Origin of the sequence: Erwinia sp. INIA01, assembly GCF_025947915.1 — a bacterium.
In the GTDB taxonomy this organism is placed as follows: domain Bacteria; phylum Pseudomonadota; class Gammaproteobacteria; order Enterobacterales; family Enterobacteriaceae; genus Erwinia; species Erwinia coffeiphila.
On record NZ_JAPDNC010000003.1, the window covers coordinates 185,696 to 205,593 of the forward strand.

The window sequence follows — 19,898 nt, forward strand, 5'->3', positions numbered from 1 at the left end:
ATCCACGCCCGGGCGACCGGAAGAGATGAACCTCCCTGGATGAATGCACCCGTAACCCGTATTGCCACGCTGGATTTTATCCGCGGGGTCGCCATTCTTGGCATCCTGCTACTGAACATCACCTCTTTTGCCTTACCGAAAGCCGCCTACCTTAATCCGGCCTGGCACGGCATGCCTGCCGCTTCCGAGCTGTGGGTCTGGTCGGCGATGGATCTGCTGGCGCAGGCTAAATTCCTGACCCTGTTTGCCATTCTGTTCGGTGCCGGGCTACAGATGCTGCTGCCGCGCGGTAAGCGCTGGCTACAGTCGCGGCTTTCGTGGCTGGTGATCTTCGGGCTGCTGCACGGCCTGCTGTTCTGGGAAGGGGATATTCTGCTGGCGTACGGCCTTGTGGGGCTGGTGGTGTGGCGAATGATCCGAGATGTGCCCGGCACGCGGCAGCTGTTTAATACCGGCCTGATGCTGTATGTGGTCGGCAGCGCCATTCTGGTGGTGCTGGGAATGGCCTCCGGGCCAAATCCCAACAGCTCGTGGCTACCCGGTGCCGCAGACATCCAATATGAAACCTTCTGGCGCACTCACGGTGGCTGGGAAGCGCTGCGCAACCGGCTGGATATGCTGGGATCGGCGCTGATGGCGCTGGCCGCACAGTACGGCTGGCAGCTGGCTGGCCTGATGATGTGCGGCGCGGCACTGATGCGCAGCGGCTGGCTGCGCGGTACGTTCAGCGTGCAGCACTATCGCCGCACGGGCTGGCTGCTGGTGCTGACCGGCGTGGCAATTGAAATTCCGTCGATTGCCCTGCAGTGGATGACCGGCTGGAGCTTCCGCTGGTCGGGCTTTTTCTTACAGGTTCCGCGCGAAGTCAGCGCGCCATTGCAGGCACTGGGCTATGCCGCGCTCTGTTTCGGCTACTGGCCACAGCTACAGCGGCGCGCAATCACCAAAGCGGTCAGCGCCGTCGGTCGAATGGCGCTCAGCAACTATCTGCTACAGACGCTGATTTGCACCACGCTGTTCAACCATTTTGCGCTGTTTAACCACTTTAGCCGTCTGCAACTCCTGGCGATTGTCCCGGCTATCTGGCTGGTTAACCTGCTGTTTTCTCTTTTCTGGCTGCGACTGTTCCGTCAGGGGCCGCTGGAGTGGTTCTGGCGCCGACTGACGTCGCTGGGGCTGCCAGCGTAGGGAGAAGATGACAGGCATCACAAAGGTTAAAAGTTTGTATGTAACCGTTTTCAGGCGTGTGACGCAACTCACGAAGCTGGAACGGCCTGGCTGACAAAATAGACGGCAGAAACGCGTCAAGGTCAGGAAGGGCTATGCAAAATCTTATCTTCTGCGGTAATCGGTCATGATTACCATTCGTGATGTCGCCCGTGAGGCGGGCGTCTCCGTGGCAACCGTCTCCCGCGTGTTAAATAACAGCGCGGCGGTTACCGGGGAAACCCGCGACGTCGTGTTAAAAATTGTTGAGCAGCTGGGCTACCGCCCCAACGCCAACGCGCAGGCGCTGGCCAGCCAGGTTAGCGATACCATCGGCGTGGTGGTGATGGATGTATCCGATCCCTTCTTTGGCGCGCTGGTGAAAGCGGTAGATACCGTTGCCCAGCGCCTGCACAAACATGTACTCATCAACAACTCCTATCATCAGGCGGATAAAGAGCGGCACGCCATTGAAGTGCTGATCCGCCAGCGTTGTAATGCCTTGATTGTTCATGCAAAAGCGTTGGGTGATGACGAGCTGTCGTCGCTGATGCAGCAGGTGCCGGGTATGGTATTGATCAACCGCATCGTGCCCGGATTTGCCCATCGCTGCGTGTGCCTGGACAACGTCAGCGGTGCACTGATGGCGACCCGCATGCTGTTACAGCACGGGCATCAGCGCATCGGTTATCTTGGCTCTGCCCATCCGATTGAAGATGACGATCAGCGCCGCCACGGCTGGATGCAGGCGATGAACGAGCAGGGGATTACCCCGGCCGAGAGCTGGTCTGCCTGCGGCGAGCCGGATTTACAGGGCGGAGAAGCGGCCATGGTCGAGCTGCTGGGGCGTAATCTTCAGCTCAGCGCGGTGTTTGCCTACAACGACAGCATGGCCGCCGGTGCGCTGGCAGCGCTGAAAGACAACGGCATTGCCGTGCCGTTACAGCTTTCCGTCGTTGGATTTGATGATATTCCCATCTCGCGTTACACCGATCCTCAGCTCAGTACGGTACGCTATCCTATTGTTTCCATGGCAAAACTCGCTACTGAGCTGGCGCTGAAAGGCGCGGCCGGGCAGCTGGATCACAGTGCCCAGCACTGCTTTATGCCGACGCTGGTGCGCCGTCACTCGGTGGCGCTGCGGCAAAGTGTGTCGGCCGTCACTAACTCAGGCGATTTGCTGGTGTAACCGTTTTCAATCTGTGAGTAAATTCACAGTTAATTAACATGGCCTTCTCTATGATGGCAGCGTCTGCAGGGGCTGAAACATGATGTAACGACAGGGCTGGCTTTCTCGCTGTCGTTAATCAGCACTGCTAAACGTGTTTACATACAGCATTCAGGAAGCCTTTCCGCACACGGACGTCGGGTTTGGTGTTAGCCATAGTCGGCCCGCGTAACAACTCTGTTTCGCCGCCCACGAATCGATCGCCACGCGAGCACGCTGTGCCCGCATTGCGTTGAGTACTACCCTACAAAAAAACCGGAGATACCATGAATAAGAAGGTTTTCACTCTCACCGCCCTGGTCGCCAGCATGATGTTTGGCGCTGCTGCTCACGCTGCTGATACCCGTATCGGCGTGACCATTTATAAGTATGACGACAACTTTATGTCGGTGGTGCGCAAGGCCATTGAGAAAGAAGCCAAAAACAGCTCAGGCGTTCAGCTGTTGATGAATGACTCCCAGAACAGCCAGTCAACCCAGAACGACCAGGTTGACGTCATGGTAGCGAAAGGCGTGAAGGCCCTGGCCATCAACCTGGTTGACCCGGCGGCGGCTGACGTTGTGATTAGCAAAGCTAAAGCCAACGATATTCCGGTAGTGTTCTTCAACAAAGAGCCATCGGCGAAAGCACTGGGCAGCTATGACAAAGCCTATTATGTCGGTACCGACTCTAAAGAGTCCGGCGTTAAGCAGGGCGAGCTGATTGAAAAACACTGGAAGGCCAACCCGGCCTGGGATCTGAACAAAGACGGCCAGATTCAGTTCGTGCTGCTGAAAGGCGAGCCGGGCCACCCGGATGCCGAAGCGCGTACTAAATACGTGATCGATACCCTGAACAAAGACGGTCTGAAAACTCAGCAGCTGCATCTGGATACCGCGATGTGGGATACCGCTCAGGCGAAAGATAAGATGGATGCGTGGCTCTCCGGCCCGAACGGCAACAAAATCGAAGTAGTGATCGCTAACAACGACGCGATGGCGATGGGTGCCGTTGAAGCCCTGAAGGCACACAACAAGTCTTCCGTACCGGTATTCGGCGTGGATGCACTGCCGGAAGCGCTGGCGCTGGTGAAATCCGGTGCAATGGCCGGTACCGTGCTGAACGATGCGGATAACCAGGCGAAAGCCACCTTCGATATGGCGAAAAACCTGGCAGAGGGTAAACCGGCCACCGAAGGCACCAACTACAAACTGGACGGTAAAGTGGTTCGCGTCGCTTACGTTCCTGTAGATAAAGACAATCTGTCACAGTTCGCGAAATAAGTATCACCTGGTGCGGAGCGCTCTGCTCCGCACCAGGCGTTGAATCAGGTCACCCTTTCAGCCAGGTAGAATTATGGGCAGTGATAACGTGCAAACGCAGCGCGAATTTTTGCTCGAGATGACGAATGTAAATAAGTCATTCCCGGGAGTTAAAGCGCTTGATAATGTGAATCTAAAAGTCCGTCCGCATTCAATTCACGCCTTGATGGGGGAGAATGGTGCCGGTAAGTCGACCTTATTAAAATGCCTTTTTGGCATTTACAGTAAAGACTCGGGGAGCATTATTTTTCAGGGGGAGGAAGTTAATTTCAAAAGCTCCAAAGAGGCGCTGGAAAACGGCGTATCGATGGTGCATCAGGAATTAAACCTCGTTCTGCAACGTACCGTCATGGATAATATGTGGCTTGGCCGCTATCCAAAAAAAGGGTTCTTCGTCGATCAGGAAAAAATGTATCGCGATACAAAAGCGATCTTCGACGAACTGGATATTGATATCGATCCGCGCGATAAGGTGGTGACACTTTCCGTTTCGCAGATGCAGATGATCGAAATCGCCAAGGCTTTTTCCTATAACGCTAAAATCGTTATTATGGATGAGCCAACGTCGTCGCTGACCGAAAAAGAAGTTAACCATCTGTTTACCATTATTCGTAAACTGAAGGATCGCGGCTGCGGCATTATCTATATCTCGCATAAAATGGAAGAGATCTTCCAGCTGTGTGACGAAATAACCATTCTGCGCGACGGCCAGTGGATTGCCACCCAGTCGCTGGAAGGGCTGGATATGGATAAGATTATCGCCATGATGGTCGGTCGTTCGCTTAACCAGCGTTTCCCGGATAAGCACAACGTACCGGGGGAAACCATTCTGGAGGTGAGAAATCTGACCTCGCTGCGCCAGCCGTCGATCCGCGACGTTTCCTTCGACCTGCGCAAAGGCGAAATCCTGGGTATTGCCGGGCTGGTGGGAGCTAAGCGCACCGATATCGTTGAGACGCTGTTCGGCATCCGCGAAAAATCAGCGGGCACCATTAAGCTGCACGGCAAGCCGATCAAAAATAACAGCGCCAACGAAGCGATTAACCACGGCTTTGCGCTGGTCACCGAAGAGCGCCGTTCAACCGGTATTTACGCCTATCTGGATATCGGCTTTAACTCGCTGATTTCGAATATCCGTAAATATAAAAATAATATTGGCCTGTTAGATAACAGCCGGATGAAAAGCGATACCCAGTGGGTCATTGACTCCATGCGGGTAAAAACGCCGGGTCATAAAACGTCAATCGGTTCGCTTTCCGGCGGTAACCAGCAGAAGGTGATTATTGGCCGCTGGCTGCTGACTCAGCCGGAAATATTAATGCTGGATGAACCGACGCGCGGTATTGACGTTGGCGCTAAGTTTGAAATTTATCAGCTGATTGCCGAACTGGCGAAGAAAGAAAAAGGAATCATTATTATCTCATCGGAAATGCCGGAGTTATTAGGCATCACCGACCGGATACTGGTAATGAGTAATGGCCTGGTTGCAGGCATTGTCGAAACGAAAAACACCACGCAAAACGAAATATTGCGTTTGGCATCGTTGCACCTTTAATGATGTAAGGGCTGTTACTATGAATGCAGTGAATAAAAAGAATGCGCTCACCTGGTTAAAAGAGGGCGGAATTTACGTGGTGCTGCTGGTTCTGCTGGCAGTCATCATTATCCAGGACCCAACGTTTTTAAGTTTAATGAACCTGAGTAATATTCTTACCCAGTCCTCCGTGCGCGTCATTATTGCACTGGGCGTGGCGGGGCTGATCGTTACCCAAGGGACCGACCTGTCTGCCGGTCGTCAGGTTGGCCTGGCGGCAGTAGTGGCGGCAACGCTGCTGCAGTCGATGGATAACGCCAACAAGGTGTTTCCGCATATGGAAACCATGCCGATTGCGCTGGTTATTCTGATTGTCTGTGCGGTGGGCGCGCTGATTGGCCTGGTGAACGGCCTGATTATCGCTTACCTCAAGGTGACGCCGTTTATCACCACCCTGGGTACGATGATTATCGTTTACGGCATTAACTCGCTGTACTACGACTATGTTGGTGCGTCGCCGGTGGCCGGTTTTGACGAGAAGTTCTCTACCTTTGCGCAGGGCTTTATCCGCCTGGGCGACTTTAAACTCTCGTACATCACCTTCTACGCGATTATCGCCATCTTCCTGGTGTGGATACTGTGGAATAAAACCCGCTTCGGTAAAAACATCTTTGCTATCGGCGGTAACCCGGAAGCGGCGAAAGTCTCTGGCGTAAACGTCCCGTTCAACCTGATCCTGGTCTACGCCCTGTCCGGCGTGTTCTATGCCTTCGGTGGGATGCTGGAAGCGGGCCGTATCGGTTCTGCCACCAATAACCTTGGCTTTATGTACGAGCTGGATGCGATTGCGGCCTGCGTGGTGGGCGGCGTGTCGTTCGCCGGCGGCGTGGGTACGGTAGCAGGCGTGGTGACCGGGGTGATCATCTTTACGGTGATCAACTACGGCCTGACCTATATCGGCGTCAACCCTTACTGGCAGTACATCATCAAGGGCGGCATCATCATCTTCGCGGTGGCGCTGGATTCACTGAAGTACGCACGTAAGAAGTAAGTTGTTTGTGAAAAGGGCTGCGTGATGCAGCCCTTTTCATATCGAAGCGGGTGATGCCACCTTTCTGCAATTCTGCCAATCCATTAGTCAATAGCGCCCGCCGCAGGCACCTTTTCCTTTCCAAACCGCTGCGCAAGAACAGAAATCAGCCCCGGCATACACATCCCCGTCAGAATCAGTGCGCCGCCCAGCAAAACGTTGACCGACAGGCTTTCATGCAGCAGCCAGACGGCGAACAGCGCGGAAAACACCGGTTCAAGATTGTAGATCAGCACCGCGCGCGTCGGCGAGGTATAGCGCTGATAGTGGGTCTGCACCCAGAAGGCGATCACCGTAGAAAACAGCGCCGTCACCAGCAGGGCCCACACCAGCGGGCCGTCCCACGTTTGCGGAAACCACTCGCCGCCGGTGGCGTGCTGCATCAGCATAATCACCGCCGCCATGGTGGCAACCTGTAAAAACGTCAGGGCGGTATTGTTGTGGCGGACGCTGAGCCTATCAAGCGCCAGAATATGCAGCGCCGTGAACACCGAACCGATAATCACCAGCGAATCGCCCCACTGTAAATGCCAGTCGTGCATATCGGACATCACCAGCAAACCGGCCACGCCAAACAGCACGGCGATAATCGCCGATGCGGAAGGCAGCTTCCCTGCCAGCGGGCCGGAGAGCAGCAGCACCCAGACTACCGCCAGCCCGGCCAGAAACCCGGTATTCGATGCGGTGGTGGTTTGCAGCCCGAGGATCAGAAAGACGAATGCCGCGCCCAGCAGCAGACCCAGAGAAATGCCCGCAAGGTACGTTCGGCCACCGATGCCCGCCAGGCTTTTGGCGCTGAAGGGTAACATCAGCAGGGTAGAGAGCAGGAAGCGCAACCCCAGCACCATCAGCACCGGATGCAGGGCGACCGCCTGCTTCATCACCGGGAAGCCAATTCCCCAACCGGCGGCAACGCAAACCAGCAGCAGTTCCGCTATCCAGCGTTTGCGTGTGGTGACTTCATTCATTCGACAACTCCCGGTCCATGTCTGGCTAATGCGAGTGGTAGTTACTTTCCTTTCTGCTGGATTTCAAGCAGCTGCTCCGGGGTGACTGCCGGGTAACTCTGTGCGTCTTCCGGCACCTCATGCACTGCCGGGATCGGCACCAGCGGCCCGAGGAATCGCGGCTCGCGCTTCATCAGGTACAGATCGGCCAGTGCGCCAAGGCGAGCACCCACTTCACGCAGCCGCACGCTGAGCATGTTTTTCGGCGAGGGAACCGCATAGCACTGCGCCTGAATCCCCATATGCAGGGCGATAAACAGCGCGCGCTCGCAGTGGAAGCGCTGGGTAATAATAATAAAGTCGTTGGTATCGAACACCTTGCGGGTGCGCACGATGGAGTCGAGGGTACGGAAACCGGCATAGTCCAGCACGATATCGGACGGCTCCACGCCGGCCGCAATCAGGTCACGGCGCATGGTCATCGGTTCGTTATAGCTTTGCTGGGCATTATCGCCGCTCAGCAGCAGATAGTTCACCTTGCCACTGTTATAGGCGTTCATCGCACCCTGAATACGATAGAGGTAATACTGATTGATTACCCCGGTGCGGTAATACTTGGCGGTGCCCAGTACCACGCCAACCTGACGATGGGGCAGGGATTTCAAATCGTCGTAAATATAGGGGGCGGTTTTCCAGCTCATCCAGCGATCCAGGCCAAGCGCGGTCAGAACCATCAGAACGATGATGATAATCAGACCATAAGCCAGGCGTTTCAACATACTGAACGGTGCTCGAAATTGCGGAGATAAGGTGGTTCAAGGCTACTGTAGGGAGAGAGGGGAAGCAAGCAACGGCGCGCCGTATGGCGTTTTTTCACACAAATAGCCGGGCGTAGTGTGACGCCCGGCAGATTCTTCTTAGATAGAAGTACGGCGATAGTTACGATACTGCGGCAGCCAGAAGTTGGCGGCAATGGCTTTGGACAGCACGTCTTCCGAGGTGACAACCGCCACGCCCGCCAGCTGTGCGGCTTTGCCTACGGCCATCGCAATGACTTTTGACACGCCCTGAATATCCTTCACTTCAGGCAGCACCGGGCCGGAGCCTTCGTTAGCCAGCGGCGAGCACTCTGCCAGCGCACGGCTGGCGGCCATCAGCATGCTGTCGGTTACGCGGGTCGCGCCGGAGGCAATCACGCCCAGGCCAATACCCGGGAAGATATAGGAGTTATTGCACTGGGCAATCGGGTAGGTTTTATCCTTCCAGATCGCCGGTGCAAACGGGCTGCCGGTGGCGACCAGCGCCTGACCGTCGGTCCAGGCCATAATGTCCTGCGGCGTGGCTTCTACGCGGGAAGTCGGGTTAGACAGCGGCATGATAATCGGGCGTGGGCAGTGCTTATGCATTTCACGCACGATCTCTTCGCTGAACAGCCCCGGCTGGCCGGAAACGCCAATCATAATGCTCGGGCGCGCGTTGCGCACCACGTCCAGCAGGGAGAGCGAATCGCTGCTGCTGTCCCAGTTGACCAGACGCTCGCTTTTCTGCACCAGTTTGCTCTGGAAGTTAAGCAGGTTCGGCAGCTTGTCGGTCAGCAGGCCAAAGCGGTCGACCATAAATACGCGGGCGCGCGCTTCATCTTCGCTCAGCCCTTCGGATTTCATCTGGGCGATAATCTGCTCGGCGATACCGCAGCCGGCGGAACCGGCACCGAGGAACACCACGTTCTGCTCGCTCAGCTTGCTGCCCGCTGCACGGCTGGCGGCCAGCAGGGTACCCAGCGTGACGGCGGCGGTGCCCTGGATATCGTCATTGAAGCAGCAAACTTCGTTACGATAGCGCTCCAGCAGCGGCATGGCATTCTTCTGCGCGAAGTCTTCAAACTGCAGCAGCACGTTCGGCCAGCGGCTTTTCACGGCGGTGATAAATTCGTTGACGAAGTTATCGTACTCCTCGCCGGTAATGCGCGGGTGGCGCCAGCCCATGTACAGCGGATCGTTCAGCAGCTGCTGATTGTTGGTGCCGACATCCAGCACCACCGGCAGGGTATAGGCCGGACTGATGCCGCCACAGGCGGTGTAGAGCGACAGCTTGCCGATAGGAATACCCATGCCGCCGATGCCCTGGTCGCCCAGGCCGAGAATGCGCTCGCCGTCGGTCACGACGATCACTTTTACATTCTGCTTGGTGGCGTTCTGCAGCATGTCTTCAATGCTGGCGCGGTTCGGATAGGAGATAAACAGACCGCGCGCGCGGCGGTAGATCTCAGAGAAGTGCTCACAGGCTGCACCCACCGTTGGGGTGTAGATAATGGGCATCATCTCTTCCAGATGGTTGTCCAGCAGGCGGTAGAACAGGGTTTCGTTGGTGTCCTGGATATTACGCAGATAGACGTGCTTATCGTTATTATTTTTAAAATCCTGGAACTGCCGCCAGGCGCGTTCGGCCTGTTCCTCAATGGTTTCAACCGTTTCAGGCAGCAGGCCGTTGAGGTTGAAGTCATTACGCTCCTCAATCGAGAAGGCGCTGCCTTTGTTCAGCAGGGGAAATTCCAGCAGGATCGGACCGGCGTAAGGGATGTAAAGCGATCGTTTACTTTCGTATTCGAGTTCCATGCAATTCGTACTCTGGTTGCTATCGTGATGATGTGGGGCCAATCCTAGAATAAATCATCTGAAAATACAGCTTTTGTTAACAAGTAATAACAAAAGCTGGGATCTTTCTCGAATTGCTGGCGGATTTTTACGAATTGATCAGAGGAATGGCGCTGAAGTCGGTACAGCCCAGCGCGCTGAGGGTGGCGGCGGTAGCGGACCGCTGGCTGAGTTTCGCCTCTGGCGCTTCGGCCAGTACTGCGCGGGAAATATCGCTGCTGGCGTATCCGGCAAGATTCAGCAGATTCAGCGCGCCCTGCAGCGGCGGCAGAGTGGGGTTAAAGGCGGCGTTTTCCGCATAGCGCCCGGCAAAGATCGTGCCGTCGGTGGTTTCCAGCGCTACGCCGCTCCAGGCCTGACTGTATGGCGCATGGCTGCTGTTGGCTGCCGCCAGTGCGGCCTGTTCCAGCGCATCGCCCCGGATCGCCACGCCGTGATCGACGTTATCCATCAGCAGGGTGGTAATGTTCAGATCGCGCGGACCGAACGAATCCGGCAGATAGTCGCCCAGCGTGGCCGCCGCGCGGCCCGGCAGCTCGATAGTCAGCGCCGTGCCGCTGTTCAGCTCGTTCATAAACTGGCGGCAGTGGCCGCAGGGGGTGTAGTTGACCGTGATCGCTTCAAGCGCGCGTTCGCCCCGGAGCCAGGCGTGGGTCACTGCGCTCTGCTCGGCGTGAACGGTTTGCTGCATGGTGGTGCCGCTGAATTCCATATTGGCCCCAAACCACAGCGTGCCGCTGGCACCCCGTGCGATGGCACCAACTTTAAAATCGGACAGCGCGGCCTGTGCGCAGGCTGCGGCCAGCGGCAGCAGGGCAAAGGCCAGTTCGCTGTCGTTATAGCCACACTGCTTTTTCAATATTGCCGCTTCATCGGCGCTGATGCGGGCAGAAAACTCCGCAGAAGAGAGAATCGGCCGAATGGCATGCTGTAATGGCTCGGGAAGCGTGGCGAAGGCTGCCAGGAATCTTGGATGCATTTTAGGCCTCTTTATGCTGGATGCTGGCTCATGTTAACGAGCCGGCAGCCAGTTATATGTGATCTGCATCCCTCTGTCAGTGTAATAAATGAAATTGATAAATAAAATGCGAGATCTCTCGCAAGTTTTATCCTAACCAGTGCAGCAGTACGGGAAAAATAAACGGTGCCAGCAGTGAGGTAATAATGGCGCACAGCACCAGCGCCAGCGAACTGAACGCCCCTTCCTGCGCATCCATTTCTACCGCGCGGGCGGTGCCGATAGCGTGCGAGGCGTTGCCAATCGCCAGCCCACGGGCGGAGGCGGCACGCACCCGCAGCAGATTCAGCAGCATATGGCCAAACACCGCACCCAGCACCCCGGCCATCAGCACGCAGATTGCGCTAATCGCCGGTATCCCGCCCAGCGAGCCGGACACCGCCATGGCAATTGGCGTGGTCACTGATTTCGGCAACAGGGTGGCGGCGATCTCGGGTGTGGCACCGAGCCACAGGGCAATGGCAGTCCCGGAGGTCATCGCGGTGATACTGCCGATAAAGCAGACGCTGATAATCGACTTCCAGCGGGCGCGGATCTGATGCATTTGCTCATACAGCGGCAGCGCAAGGGCGACCACGGCGGGCTGCAACAGGCTGTTCAGGATGGCGCTGCCCTGGAAATAGCGGGTGTAGGGGATTTGCAGCAGCAGCAGCAGTGGAATAATCACTGCCATGGCGATCAGCAGGGGATTCACAATAGAAATCTTCACCCGTGCGGCAAGCTGACGCGCCGCCAGGAACACCACGACTGTTAACGGAATGGACCACCACATATCACTCATCGCGTTCTCCCTCAGGTGCCAGCGGCTGGCGGTGCATACGCTGTGAAAGAACACCAACGGTCACCAGCACAATCAGCGTACTGACCAGGCAGGAAACCACTATCGGGCCAAACTGCGCGGTGAGAATATCCATGTCGTTCATCACGCCGACGCTAATCGGCACGAACAGCAGCGCCATATAGCGGATAAACAGGCTACAGCCGGGCCTGACCCACTCAACGGGAAGGATTTGCGTAGCCAGCAGGGCGAACAGCACCAGCATACCGATAATACTGCCGGGAATGGTGACGGGAAGCAGGCTGGAAATGCCGATACCCACATACAGGCAGAGGTAGATAATGAAAAAAGCGCGGATAAACTGCCACAGAATCAGCGGGGCGCGGCGCATGATAACCTCCTGAATTTCAGAATGTTAATCATACGATTAATTGAGTTGCTGCGCTACCCGGGCGGGAAGCGTCAGAAATAACAAAGGGGCGAGCGGTTGCCCGCTCGCCCCTGTTAAGAACGGCTTACTTCACCTGCTGACCAGGCTGCGCGCCGCTGTCCGGGCTGAGCAGGAAGATATCCTTACCGCCAGGGCCTGCGGCCATCACCATTCCTTCGGATACGCCGAAGCGCATTTTACGCGGTGCGAGGTTTGCCACCATCACCGTCAGGCGACCGACCAGCACCGCCGGGTCCGGATAGGCGGCACGAATACCGGAGAACACCTGGCGGCTTTCCCCACCCAGATCCAGCGACAGGCGCAGTAGCTTGTCGGAGCCGTCAACGAATTCCGCATTCTGGATCAGCGCAATACGCATATCCACTTTGGCGAAGTCGTCAAAGGTAATGGTGTCCTGAATCGGGTCGTCGGCCAGCGGACCGGTTACCGCCGGTTTCGCGGCGGCAGCGGCTTCCTCTTTCGACGCTTCAATCAGGCCGTTAACTTTATCCATTTCAACGCGGTTATACAGCGCCTTGAAGGCCGCAATATTGTGGCTCAGCAGCGGCTGGTTGATGCCTTCCCAGCTCAGTTCCTGATTCAGGAACGCTTCCACGCGATCGCTCAGCTGCGGCAGCACCGGCTTCAGCCAGGTCATCAGCACGCGGAACAGATTAATGCCCATTGAGCAGATGGCCTGCAGATCGGCATCGCGGCCTTCCTGCTTCGCCACTACCCACGGAGCCTGCTCGTCGACGTAGCGGTTGGCCACGTCGGCCAGTGCCATAATCTCACGGATCGCACGGCCGAACTCGCGGCTGGCCCAGGCTTCGCCAATGCTTTCTGACGCATCGGTAAAGGTTTTATACAGCGCCGGGTCCGCCAGTTCCGCAGACAACTGGCCGCCAAAACGCTTATTGATAAAGCCGGCGTTGCGCGAGGCCAGGTTAACCACTTTATTGACGATATCCGCATTCACGCGCTGCACGTAATCTTCCAGATTCAGGTCGATATCGTCGATGCGGGAAGAGAGTTTCGCCGCGTAGTAGTAGCGCAGGCTGTCGGAATCCAGATGCTGCAGCCAGGTGCTGGCCTTAATAAAGGTGCCGCGCGATTTGGACATCTTCGCGCCGTTAACCGTCACATAGCCGTGCACGAACAGGTTAGTCGGCTTACGGAAGTTGCTGCCTTCCAGCATCGCCGGCCAGAACAGGCTGTGGAAATAGACGATATCTTTACCGATAAAGTGGTAGAGATCCGCGTCGGAGTCGGTCTTCCAGAACGCATCGAAGTCGATATCGCCGCGCTTATCGCACAGGTTCTTAAACGCACCCATGTAGCCGATAGGCGCATCCAGCCAGACGTAGAAATATTTGCCCGGCGCACCAGGAATTTCAAAGCCGAAGTAAGGTGCATCGCGGGAGATATCCCACTGCTGCAGGCCAGACTCGAACCACTCCTGCATCTTATTCGCCACCTGCTCCTGCAGCGCGCCAGAACGGGTCCAGGCCTGCAGCATGGCGCTGAATTCTGGCAGGTCGAAGAAGAAGTGCTCGGAATCACGCAGCACCGGCGTAGCGCCGGAAACCACCGACTTCGGATCGATCAACTCGGTTGGGCTGTAGGTGGCGCTGCACACTTCGCAGTTGTCGCCATACTGATCCGGCGCCTTACATTTCGGGCAGGTGCCTTTAACGAAGCGGTCCGGCAGGAACATGCCTTTTTCCGGATCGTAAAGCTGGGAAATGGTCCGGTTTTTGATAAAACCGTTTTCTTTCAGGCGCGTGTAGATCAGTTCGGACAGCTCACGGTTCTCTTCGCTGTGTGTTGAGTGATAGTTGTCGTAGCTGATATCGAAACCGGCAAAGTCGGTCTGATGTTCCTGACTCATTTCGGCGATCATCTGCTCCGGTGCGATGCCCAGCTGCTGGGCTTTCAGCATAATCGGCGTACCGTGTGCGTCATCGGCGCAGATGAAGTAAACCTGGTTGCCGCGCATTCGCTGGTAACGGACCCAAATATCTGCCTGGATATGCTCGAGCATGTGTCCGAGATGAATTGAACCGTTGGCGTACGGCAGGGCGCACGTTACCATAATTTTTTTCGCGACTTGAGTCATAGTGAGACTTGCTTTACCTGTTGAAAAAGGGGTTTAGATGGTAACCGAAAGCCACTCCCTGCGTAAACAAGGGGTTCATCCACAGGGGGATTTTTACGGCCCCGCTTCCCCGGGGCAGGGCGGGATCTGATATGCTTAGCGCTATAACGCATTCTTTATTACAGACCAGAACAAGGAGCCGGGATGACGTCACAAGCGAAGCCCGAAGCGCTGCGCGCAATCGTCATGGGGGTGCTGGCCACCTTTGAGCATCCAACCCTGCAGCACAATCTTACCGTGCTGAAGGCACTTCGACACTGCGCATTAATAGACAACACGCTGCACATCGAACTGACTCTGCCGTTTGCCTGGCAGAGCGCATTTGAAACGCTGAAGTCCACCGTCAGCGCCGAACTGCTGCGCCTCAGCGGTGCCTCAGCCATCAGCTGGCGGCTGTCGCTGAATGTTGCCACCCTGCAGCGGGTGAAAAACCGCCCCGGGGTGAACGGCGTGAAAAACATCATCGCCGTCAGCTCCGGCAAGGGCGGGGTAGGGAAGTCCACCACGGCGGTTAACCTGGCGTTGGCGCTGGCCGCCGAGGGCGCGAAGGTCGGCCTGCTGGATGCGGACATCTATGGCCCGTCGATCCCGGATATGCTGGGCACCGAAGCGCAGCGCCCCAGCTCGCCGGACGGCAAGCATATGGCACCGATTATCGCCCACGGCCTGGCGACCAACTCTATCGGCTATCTGGTGACTGAAGATAACGCCATGGTGTGGCGCGGCCCGATGGCCAGCAAAGCGCTGATGCAGCTGCTGAACGAAACGCTGTGGCCGGATCTGGACTACCTGGTGCTGGATATGCCGCCGGGAACCGGTGACATACAGCTGACGCTGGCGCAGAACGTGCCGGTGACCGGGGCGGTGGTGGTCACCACGCCGCAGGACATTGCGCTGATTGATGCCCGTAAGGGGATAGTGATGTTCGAGAAGGTGAACGTGCCGGTGCTGGGCATTGTTGAGAACATGAGCATTCATATTTGCAGCCAGTGCGGCCACCACGAGCCGATCTTCGGCACCGGTGGGGCAGAGCGGCTGGCGGAGCAGTATCACACCCGGCTGCTTGGCCAGCTGCCGCTGCATATCAGCCTGCGGGAAGATTTGGACGACGGCGAACCGACGGTCGTGCGCAGGCCGGACAGCGAGTTCACCACGCTCTATCGCCAGCTGGCCGGTAGCGTTGCTGCGCGTCTTTACTGGCAGGGTGAAGTGATTCCGGAAGATATTTCCTTCCGCGCAGTTTAAACAGAGCGCCGTTAACGGGCGGGCATCATCGCCCGGCCGTTACGCCAGGCGCACGTGCCGCTGCTGAAAGCCGTCCACCATCGAATAGTCAAAATCTATTTTTCCGGCGTCAAACAGCTCAAGTATCAGCGTGAAATCGTTGTTGGGCGACACGTTGCAGCGATGATTGAGCAGCGTATCCTGCATGATAAAATTCCGGTCGCCACGGGCGATACGCTGCAAATACTGCAACATGCTATAGGCATTTTTACTGATGCCTGTCTGTTCGTGAAGGGGTCTGCTGGTCATCGTCTTTACTGGCGTGATCTTATTGCGAAAGGGGTATTATAGTCCGTTATGTTTAATGGACGGCAAGCCGATTTTATATTTCAGCGCCACCAGCCGCAGCAGTGTGCAGATGATAATCGCCGCCCAGGTGCTATAGATGTGCGGGACCCACCCGGCCGAACCGCTTATTTCTATTGCTGCGCCAATTAACGCTGCGCTGGCATAGATATCCTGGCTGAAGATGGTTGGCGGCTTACCGATCATCAGGTCGCGCAAACACCCTCCACCAACGGCGCTGACGCACCCCAGGAGTATAGACAGCTCAACATTTTGCGTATGCTGCCAGGCTTTATTGGCACCAAAGGCGGCAAAAAATCCCAGCCCCAGCGCATCAAAAAACAGCGTGGCACGTTCAAATGAAAGGATGAGACGTTGAAAGAAAGCCACGCAGATGACCGCCGCGACAATCACCAGCAAATAGCTGAGGCTGACCAGGCCAGCCGGCGGTAACGTACCGATGCAGATATCGCGCATGACGCCGCCTCCGATGGCAGTAACCGCCGTCAGTACGAACACGCCAAAAATATCAAAATCCTCTCTTACCCCAGCGGTAGCACCGCTCAGGGCAAAAGCAAAAGTCCCTATCAGATCGATAGTGTGAAAAATATTCAGCATGCCAAACATCCCTTGTCTGCATGAACCAAAATGGAGTGATAAGCCGGGGAGTTATAAGCGGTAAAATGATGTGTGCAACGCCGCAGCATTCCTGTGCCATAGTTGCGGTATTAACCCTTAAAGCACAAAGTGCATTAAAAGATACTCACCCTGTTCGCTTTCTCCCTGTGCCACCGTTCGCCATCCATGTTTCTTATAGAAACTTTGCGCCTGTAAATTTTCGGCCAGGCACTTTAACGCTCCGGTCGAGGTAAACGAGCGTTGTACCGCCTGTAAAAGTGCGCTTCCCGCACCGCTTCCCTGCCACTCCGGGTCCACAAACAGGCTGTGCAGGAAGTTATCCTGTTCCAGTACGGCGGCAAAACCTACACGATGACCATCCAGTTCCGCCACCAGGATACGTTCACCCAGCGTGGCATGGTCAAAATCCTCTAAACGCCAGTCGCTATCGTCCAGCCAGGTCCAGCTGTGCCTGCGAGCAGCAAGAAACAGCGTACGCAGGAAAGGGCGATCGGCCTCAGTGTAGGGACGGATAATCATGATCTACTGACTCCTGAAATGAACGCGCCGGATGGCAATCGGCAGAGTGTATAGCAAAACCGGTGGAGAATACTCTGGGAAAACAACGCGCAGCAGGGGGGAGGGAGTAAGTTAATGTAGATGCTGAAAATTTAGTTTCAAGCAGAATTGTATCCGCCTTGAATGCCTGGCAAGCAAGATATTAATCTGTTTAATGGGGCTGTAGAGGTGGGATTACAGTGAGGATGGACACGAATGACGAGGCTTTGAATTTAAATACCACGATGAGGCAGTTAAATATCGTGAAAAATAACCCTTGCTGATTAATTTATATGCGCTGGGGTGTGCGTTTTACGAGATTAGGCCTAATGAGAAAATTCCTATTATTTCCGCTGCTAATAATTCCTTTTGTGGCTATCAATATATACATAAAAATAAAATTACTTATAAATCATATGGTTATAATTTATTCTTTGATGTTTATTAGGATTTATACCATAAATTTTCCGCCACTCAGAGCCGTCTGGAAAACGCGTGAACCGGGATATAGCACTCCCAATTGACAGATATTTACCTTAGAATAATTCCAATTCACTAGTACAACCACACCAGCCTGGAACGCGTTCGGAGGCTCTATCCGATCGCGACCTGACCGGACATTGAATGTGGTTAATGATTATCGCCGAGTAGCACAGTACACTGGTAGCTGTTGAGCCAGGGGCGGTAGCCTGCCTGGACGGGTGATATTTTTTAATCAAACAGCCCGCTCGTTTTTACACCGCAACAGCAAATTTAATCATAGTGTCATCTAATTTTCGTATACCTGAAATTTTATAGTTGATAATCAGAAAACGTGCAAAAAATTCAGATTTATTCCAGCTATAACCACTTGCTATATTTTCTTTTTTTAGAATTTGAGTTCGCCTGGTTACCAGTTAAAGGACTGATATAGCGATAGTGTGATTTTATCTTGCTGATAAATAAGGTTTTTGTTTTCGGTTGTTTCAGTGCAGTCGGCTTTACATCTCAGAATAATGGCTAATCCCATATAAGGATTAAGGATAATCCGCAGCGTTTTACCCTACAAAAAGTTTAATTAAACTCCTCGCTTTAATACGGGAATGGCTTCATTCCTGACCGCAAAAACGTAGTACGTGAAATATTTACGGTCTGTCTGAGATGTTTTCAGAGTTATCGCTCTTGCAGCCCGAAACCGAAGATAATTTTTAGCGAAAAATTGTGGTTATAAGTGGCCTCATTATCAGGCCTGAAGTAGTATTGTGCAGATTCAAACAGCACGTTTTGATACTTCCGCAAGGCCGGAATTATCAGCATCGACAACACATTTTACAGTGTGCACACGTAACACAGCATCCTGGGGGGATGCTCAGGGGGAAATCTAAGCATATGAGAGCAACAGCAGCGCCGACTGTTCCACTTTTAGCCGGTAGAACTCTACCCGAAGCAATACACCCCTTTCGCCACTGTGGCTGCGGTCACGATGTGATACCAGGATGGGCTCCCAGAATCACGGTAACTTTTCATAACGTTTTGGCTATGGTTGGTAAAGAGACCCGATAGAGCATTCACCTTCTAAGCTCAGGCTATTTATTGCTGCTGAATGCAGCAGATAAAAATGACGACTGTCAGTAATTGCACCTTAAAACGGACACTGACAGATAACTCTCTTATTCATTGATGATATGAACTTATGACGAAGAAATATTTGAAACTTTCGGTGGTTGCAGCAGCAATTGGGTTATTAAGTGGTTGTACCGTGATACCTGGGCAGGGCCTGAGCACTTCCGACAAGGACGTGATTAAATCCCAGGACAGCGATTTTGACGTTAGCAAAATGGTTAACGTGTTCCCGATGACGCCAAATCTGATCGACCAGCTGCGCCCGGCCCCGGTGATCTCCCGTCCTAACCCGCAGCTTGACGCGTTACTAAGCAACTATGAATACCGCATCGGCGTAGGTGACGTGCTGATGGTAACCGTATGGGATCACCCTGAGCTGACCACCCCGGCAGGCCAGTACCGCAGCGCCAGCGACACCGGTAACTGGGTCAATGCCGATGGTACCATTTTCTATCCTTATATTGGTAAAGTGCAGGTTGCCGGGAAAACCCTGGCGCAGATCCGCCAGGAGATCAGCAACCGTCTGACGACCTATATTGAAAGCCCGCAGGTTGACGTGAGCATTGCGGCATTCCGTTCCCAGAAAGCGTACGTAACCGGTGAAGTTGCCAAATCCGGCCAGCAGGCGATCACCAATATCCCATTAACCGTAATGGATGCCATCAATGCCGCAGGTGGCCTTGCCGCAGATGCCGACTGGCGCAACGTGGTACTGACCCACAACGGCCAGGAATCAAAACTCTCCCTGTATGCGCTGATGCAAAGAGGTGACCTGACCCAGAACAAACTGCTGTTCCCTGGCGATATTCTTTACGTACCGCGCAACGACGACCTAAAAGTGTTTGTGATGGGTGAAGTAGGTAAACAGTCGACTCTGAAAATGGACCGTAGCGGTATGACGCTGGCCGAGGCGTTGGGTAACTCGGAAGGTATTTCGCAGAACATGAGTGATGCGCAGGGTATCTTCGTAGTGCGCCAGCTCAAGGGCGATAAAAACGGTAAGATTGCCAATATCTACCAGCTGAATGCCAAGGATGCGTCGGCGATGGTGCTGGGGACTGAGTTCCAGCTGCAGCCTTACGATATCGTATACGTCACTACAGCGCCGATAGTTCGCTGGAACCGCGTGATTTCCCAGCTGGTACCAACAATCACTGGCGTACATGATATGACCGAAAACGTTCGTTATATTCGGAACTGGAATTAA

Annotated in this window: 17 protein-coding genes; 7 read left to right on the forward strand and 10 right to left on the reverse strand. The window is 54.9% G+C overall.

Annotated elements, in window-relative coordinates:
• The first annotated feature begins 39 nt into the window (after positions 1-39).
• From yeiB to mglC, 5 genes are all read left to right on the forward strand, one after another.
• Positions 40-1,188: a DUF418 domain-containing protein YeiB gene (gene yeiB / locus OMR58_RS06475; RefSeq protein ID WP_264545491.1), complete on the forward strand. Its 1,149-nt coding sequence runs from the start codon at positions 40-42 to the stop codon at positions 1,186-1,188.
• Between the two features lie 166 nt (positions 1,189-1,354).
• Complete coding sequence (galS, locus tag OMR58_RS06480) at positions 1,355-2,395, forward strand: HTH-type transcriptional regulator GalS (protein WP_105591351.1); 1,041 nt, start codon at positions 1,355-1,357, stop codon at positions 2,393-2,395.
• Positions 2,396-2,700: 305 nt separating this feature from the next.
• Positions 2,701-3,696 carry a galactose/glucose ABC transporter substrate-binding protein MglB gene (mglB, locus tag OMR58_RS06485; protein WP_264545492.1) on the forward strand — a complete coding sequence of 332 codons (996 nt, stop codon included), beginning with the start codon at positions 2,701-2,703 and terminating at the stop codon, positions 3,694-3,696.
• A 73-nt stretch (positions 3,697-3,769) separates the two neighbouring features.
• The gene (gene mglA, locus OMR58_RS06490) at positions 3,770-5,290 is read left to right on the forward strand and encodes a galactose/methyl galactoside ABC transporter ATP-binding protein MglA (RefSeq protein WP_105591353.1); all 1,521 of its coding nucleotides are present in this window, start codon (positions 3,770-3,772) and stop codon (positions 5,288-5,290) included.
• Between the two features lie 19 nt (positions 5,291-5,309).
• Positions 5,310-6,320, forward strand: coding sequence for a galactose/methyl galactoside ABC transporter permease MglC (gene mglC, locus OMR58_RS06495; RefSeq protein ID WP_105591354.1), 1,011 nt, complete (start codon positions 5,310-5,312; stop codon positions 6,318-6,320).
• A gap of 83 nt (positions 6,321-6,403) precedes the next feature.
• Here the strand turns inward: mglC and OMR58_RS06500 are convergent, their stop codons facing one another.
• From OMR58_RS06500 to metG, 7 genes are all read right to left on the reverse strand, one after another.
• Entirely contained in the window at positions 6,404-7,327 is a 924-nt protein-coding gene (locus OMR58_RS06500) for a DMT family transporter (RefSeq protein ID WP_264545493.1), read from the reverse strand.
• A gap of 41 nt (positions 7,328-7,368) precedes the next feature.
• The gene (sanA, locus tag OMR58_RS06505; RefSeq protein WP_105591356.1) at positions 7,369-8,085 is read right to left on the reverse strand and encodes an outer membrane permeability protein SanA; all 717 of its coding nucleotides are present in this window, start codon (positions 8,083-8,085) and stop codon (positions 7,369-7,371) included.
• 138 nt (positions 8,086-8,223) lie between these two features.
• On the reverse strand, positions 8,224-9,921 hold the full coding sequence (locus OMR58_RS06510; RefSeq protein WP_264545494.1) for an NAD-dependent malic enzyme: 1,698 nt from the start codon (positions 9,919-9,921) through the stop codon (positions 8,224-8,226).
• Positions 9,922-10,048: 127 nt separating this feature from the next.
• Positions 10,049-10,939 carry a cytidine deaminase gene (cdd, locus tag OMR58_RS06515; protein ID WP_264545495.1) on the reverse strand — a complete coding sequence of 297 codons (891 nt, stop codon included), beginning with the start codon at positions 10,937-10,939 and terminating at the stop codon, positions 10,049-10,051.
• Between the two features lie 127 nt (positions 10,940-11,066).
• A complete protein-coding gene (locus tag OMR58_RS06520; RefSeq protein ID WP_105591359.1) occupies positions 11,067-11,759 on the reverse strand; it encodes a CidB/LrgB family autolysis modulator in 693 nt (230 codons plus the stop codon).
• Positions 11,752-12,147 carry a CidA/LrgA family protein gene (locus tag OMR58_RS06525; RefSeq protein WP_200545957.1) on the reverse strand — a complete coding sequence of 132 codons (396 nt, stop codon included), beginning with the start codon at positions 12,145-12,147 and terminating at the stop codon, positions 11,752-11,754. The genes OMR58_RS06520 and OMR58_RS06525 overlap by 8 nt, the downstream gene beginning before the upstream one ends.
• A 124-nt stretch (positions 12,148-12,271) precedes the next feature.
• Positions 12,272-14,305 (reverse strand): methionine--tRNA ligase, encoded by a 2,034-nt coding sequence (gene metG / locus OMR58_RS06530; RefSeq protein WP_105591361.1) that lies wholly within the window; start codon positions 14,303-14,305, stop codon positions 12,272-12,274.
• Positions 14,306-14,488: 183 nt separating this feature from the next.
• Between metG and apbC the strand changes: the two genes are divergently transcribed.
• Entirely contained in the window at positions 14,489-15,589 is a 1,101-nt protein-coding gene (gene apbC / locus OMR58_RS06535; RefSeq protein ID WP_105591362.1) for an iron-sulfur cluster carrier protein ApbC, read from the forward strand.
• 39 nt (positions 15,590-15,628) lie between these two features.
• On the opposite strand, the gene OMR58_RS06540 is transcribed toward apbC, so the two are convergent.
• The 3 genes from OMR58_RS06540 to OMR58_RS06550 all read right to left on the reverse strand — a co-directional run bounded on the left by OMR58_RS06540 (position 15,629) and on the right by OMR58_RS06550 (position 17,071).
• Entirely contained in the window at positions 15,629-15,877 is a 249-nt protein-coding gene (locus tag OMR58_RS06540) for a hypothetical protein (RefSeq protein WP_264545496.1), read from the reverse strand.
• A gap of 36 nt (positions 15,878-15,913) precedes the next feature.
• A complete protein-coding gene (locus tag OMR58_RS06545) occupies positions 15,914-16,531 on the reverse strand; it encodes a trimeric intracellular cation channel family protein (protein ID WP_264545497.1) in 618 nt (205 codons plus the stop codon).
• Between the two features lie 117 nt (positions 16,532-16,648).
• Positions 16,649-17,071, reverse strand: coding sequence for a GNAT family N-acetyltransferase (locus OMR58_RS06550; protein WP_200545962.1), 423 nt, complete (start codon positions 17,069-17,071; stop codon positions 16,649-16,651).
• 1,690 nt (positions 17,072-18,761) lie between these two features.
• On the opposite strand from OMR58_RS06550, the gene OMR58_RS06555 reads away from it, so the two are divergent.
• Entirely contained in the window at positions 18,762-19,898 is a 1,137-nt protein-coding gene (locus OMR58_RS06555; RefSeq protein ID WP_264545498.1) for a polysaccharide export protein, read from the forward strand.

Bases quoted from the DNA above. Each gene is read 5' to 3' on its own strand.
- cdd (WP_264545495.1), bottom strand. From the start codon at position 10,939: ATGCATCCAAGATTCCTGGCAGCCTTCGCCACGCTTCCCGAGCCATTA.
- OMR58_RS06545 (WP_264545497.1), bottom strand. From the start codon at position 16,531: ATGCTGAATATTTTTCACACTATCGATCTGATAGGGACTTTTGCTTTT.
- OMR58_RS06555 (WP_264545498.1), top strand. From the start codon at position 18,762: ATGACGAAGAAATATTTGAAACTTTCGGTGGTTGCAGCAGCAATTGGG.
- OMR58_RS06500 (WP_264545493.1), bottom strand. From the start codon at position 7,327: ATGAATGAAGTCACCACACGCAAACGCTGGATAGCGGAACTGCTGCTG.
- OMR58_RS06550 (WP_200545962.1), bottom strand. From the start codon at position 17,071: ATGATTATCCGTCCCTACACTGAGGCCGATCGCCCTTTCCTGCGTACG.
- apbC (WP_105591362.1), top strand. From the start codon at position 14,489: ATGACGTCACAAGCGAAGCCCGAAGCGCTGCGCGCAATCGTCATGGGG.
- mglB (WP_264545492.1), top strand. From the start codon at position 2,701: ATGAATAAGAAGGTTTTCACTCTCACCGCCCTGGTCGCCAGCATGATG.
- mglA (WP_105591353.1), top strand. From the start codon at position 3,770: ATGGGCAGTGATAACGTGCAAACGCAGCGCGAATTTTTGCTCGAGATG.
- mglC (WP_105591354.1), top strand. From the start codon at position 5,310: ATGAATGCAGTGAATAAAAAGAATGCGCTCACCTGGTTAAAAGAGGGC.
- metG (WP_105591361.1), bottom strand. From the start codon at position 14,305: ATGACTCAAGTCGCGAAAAAAATTATGGTAACGTGCGCCCTGCCGTAC.
- OMR58_RS06510 (WP_264545494.1), bottom strand. From the start codon at position 9,921: ATGGAACTCGAATACGAAAGTAAACGATCGCTTTACATCCCTTACGCC.
- yeiB (WP_264545491.1), top strand. From the start codon at position 40: ATGAATGCACCCGTAACCCGTATTGCCACGCTGGATTTTATCCGCGGG.
- galS (WP_105591351.1), top strand. From the start codon at position 1,355: ATGATTACCATTCGTGATGTCGCCCGTGAGGCGGGCGTCTCCGTGGCA.
- OMR58_RS06525 (WP_200545957.1), bottom strand. From the start codon at position 12,147: ATGCGCCGCGCCCCGCTGATTCTGTGGCAGTTTATCCGCGCTTTTTTC.
- OMR58_RS06540 (WP_264545496.1), bottom strand. From the start codon at position 15,877: ATGACCAGCAGACCCCTTCACGAACAGACAGGCATCAGTAAAAATGCC.
- OMR58_RS06520 (WP_105591359.1), bottom strand. From the start codon at position 11,759: ATGAGTGATATGTGGTGGTCCATTCCGTTAACAGTCGTGGTGTTCCTG.
- sanA (WP_105591356.1), bottom strand. From the start codon at position 8,085: ATGTTGAAACGCCTGGCTTATGGTCTGATTATCATCATCGTTCTGATG.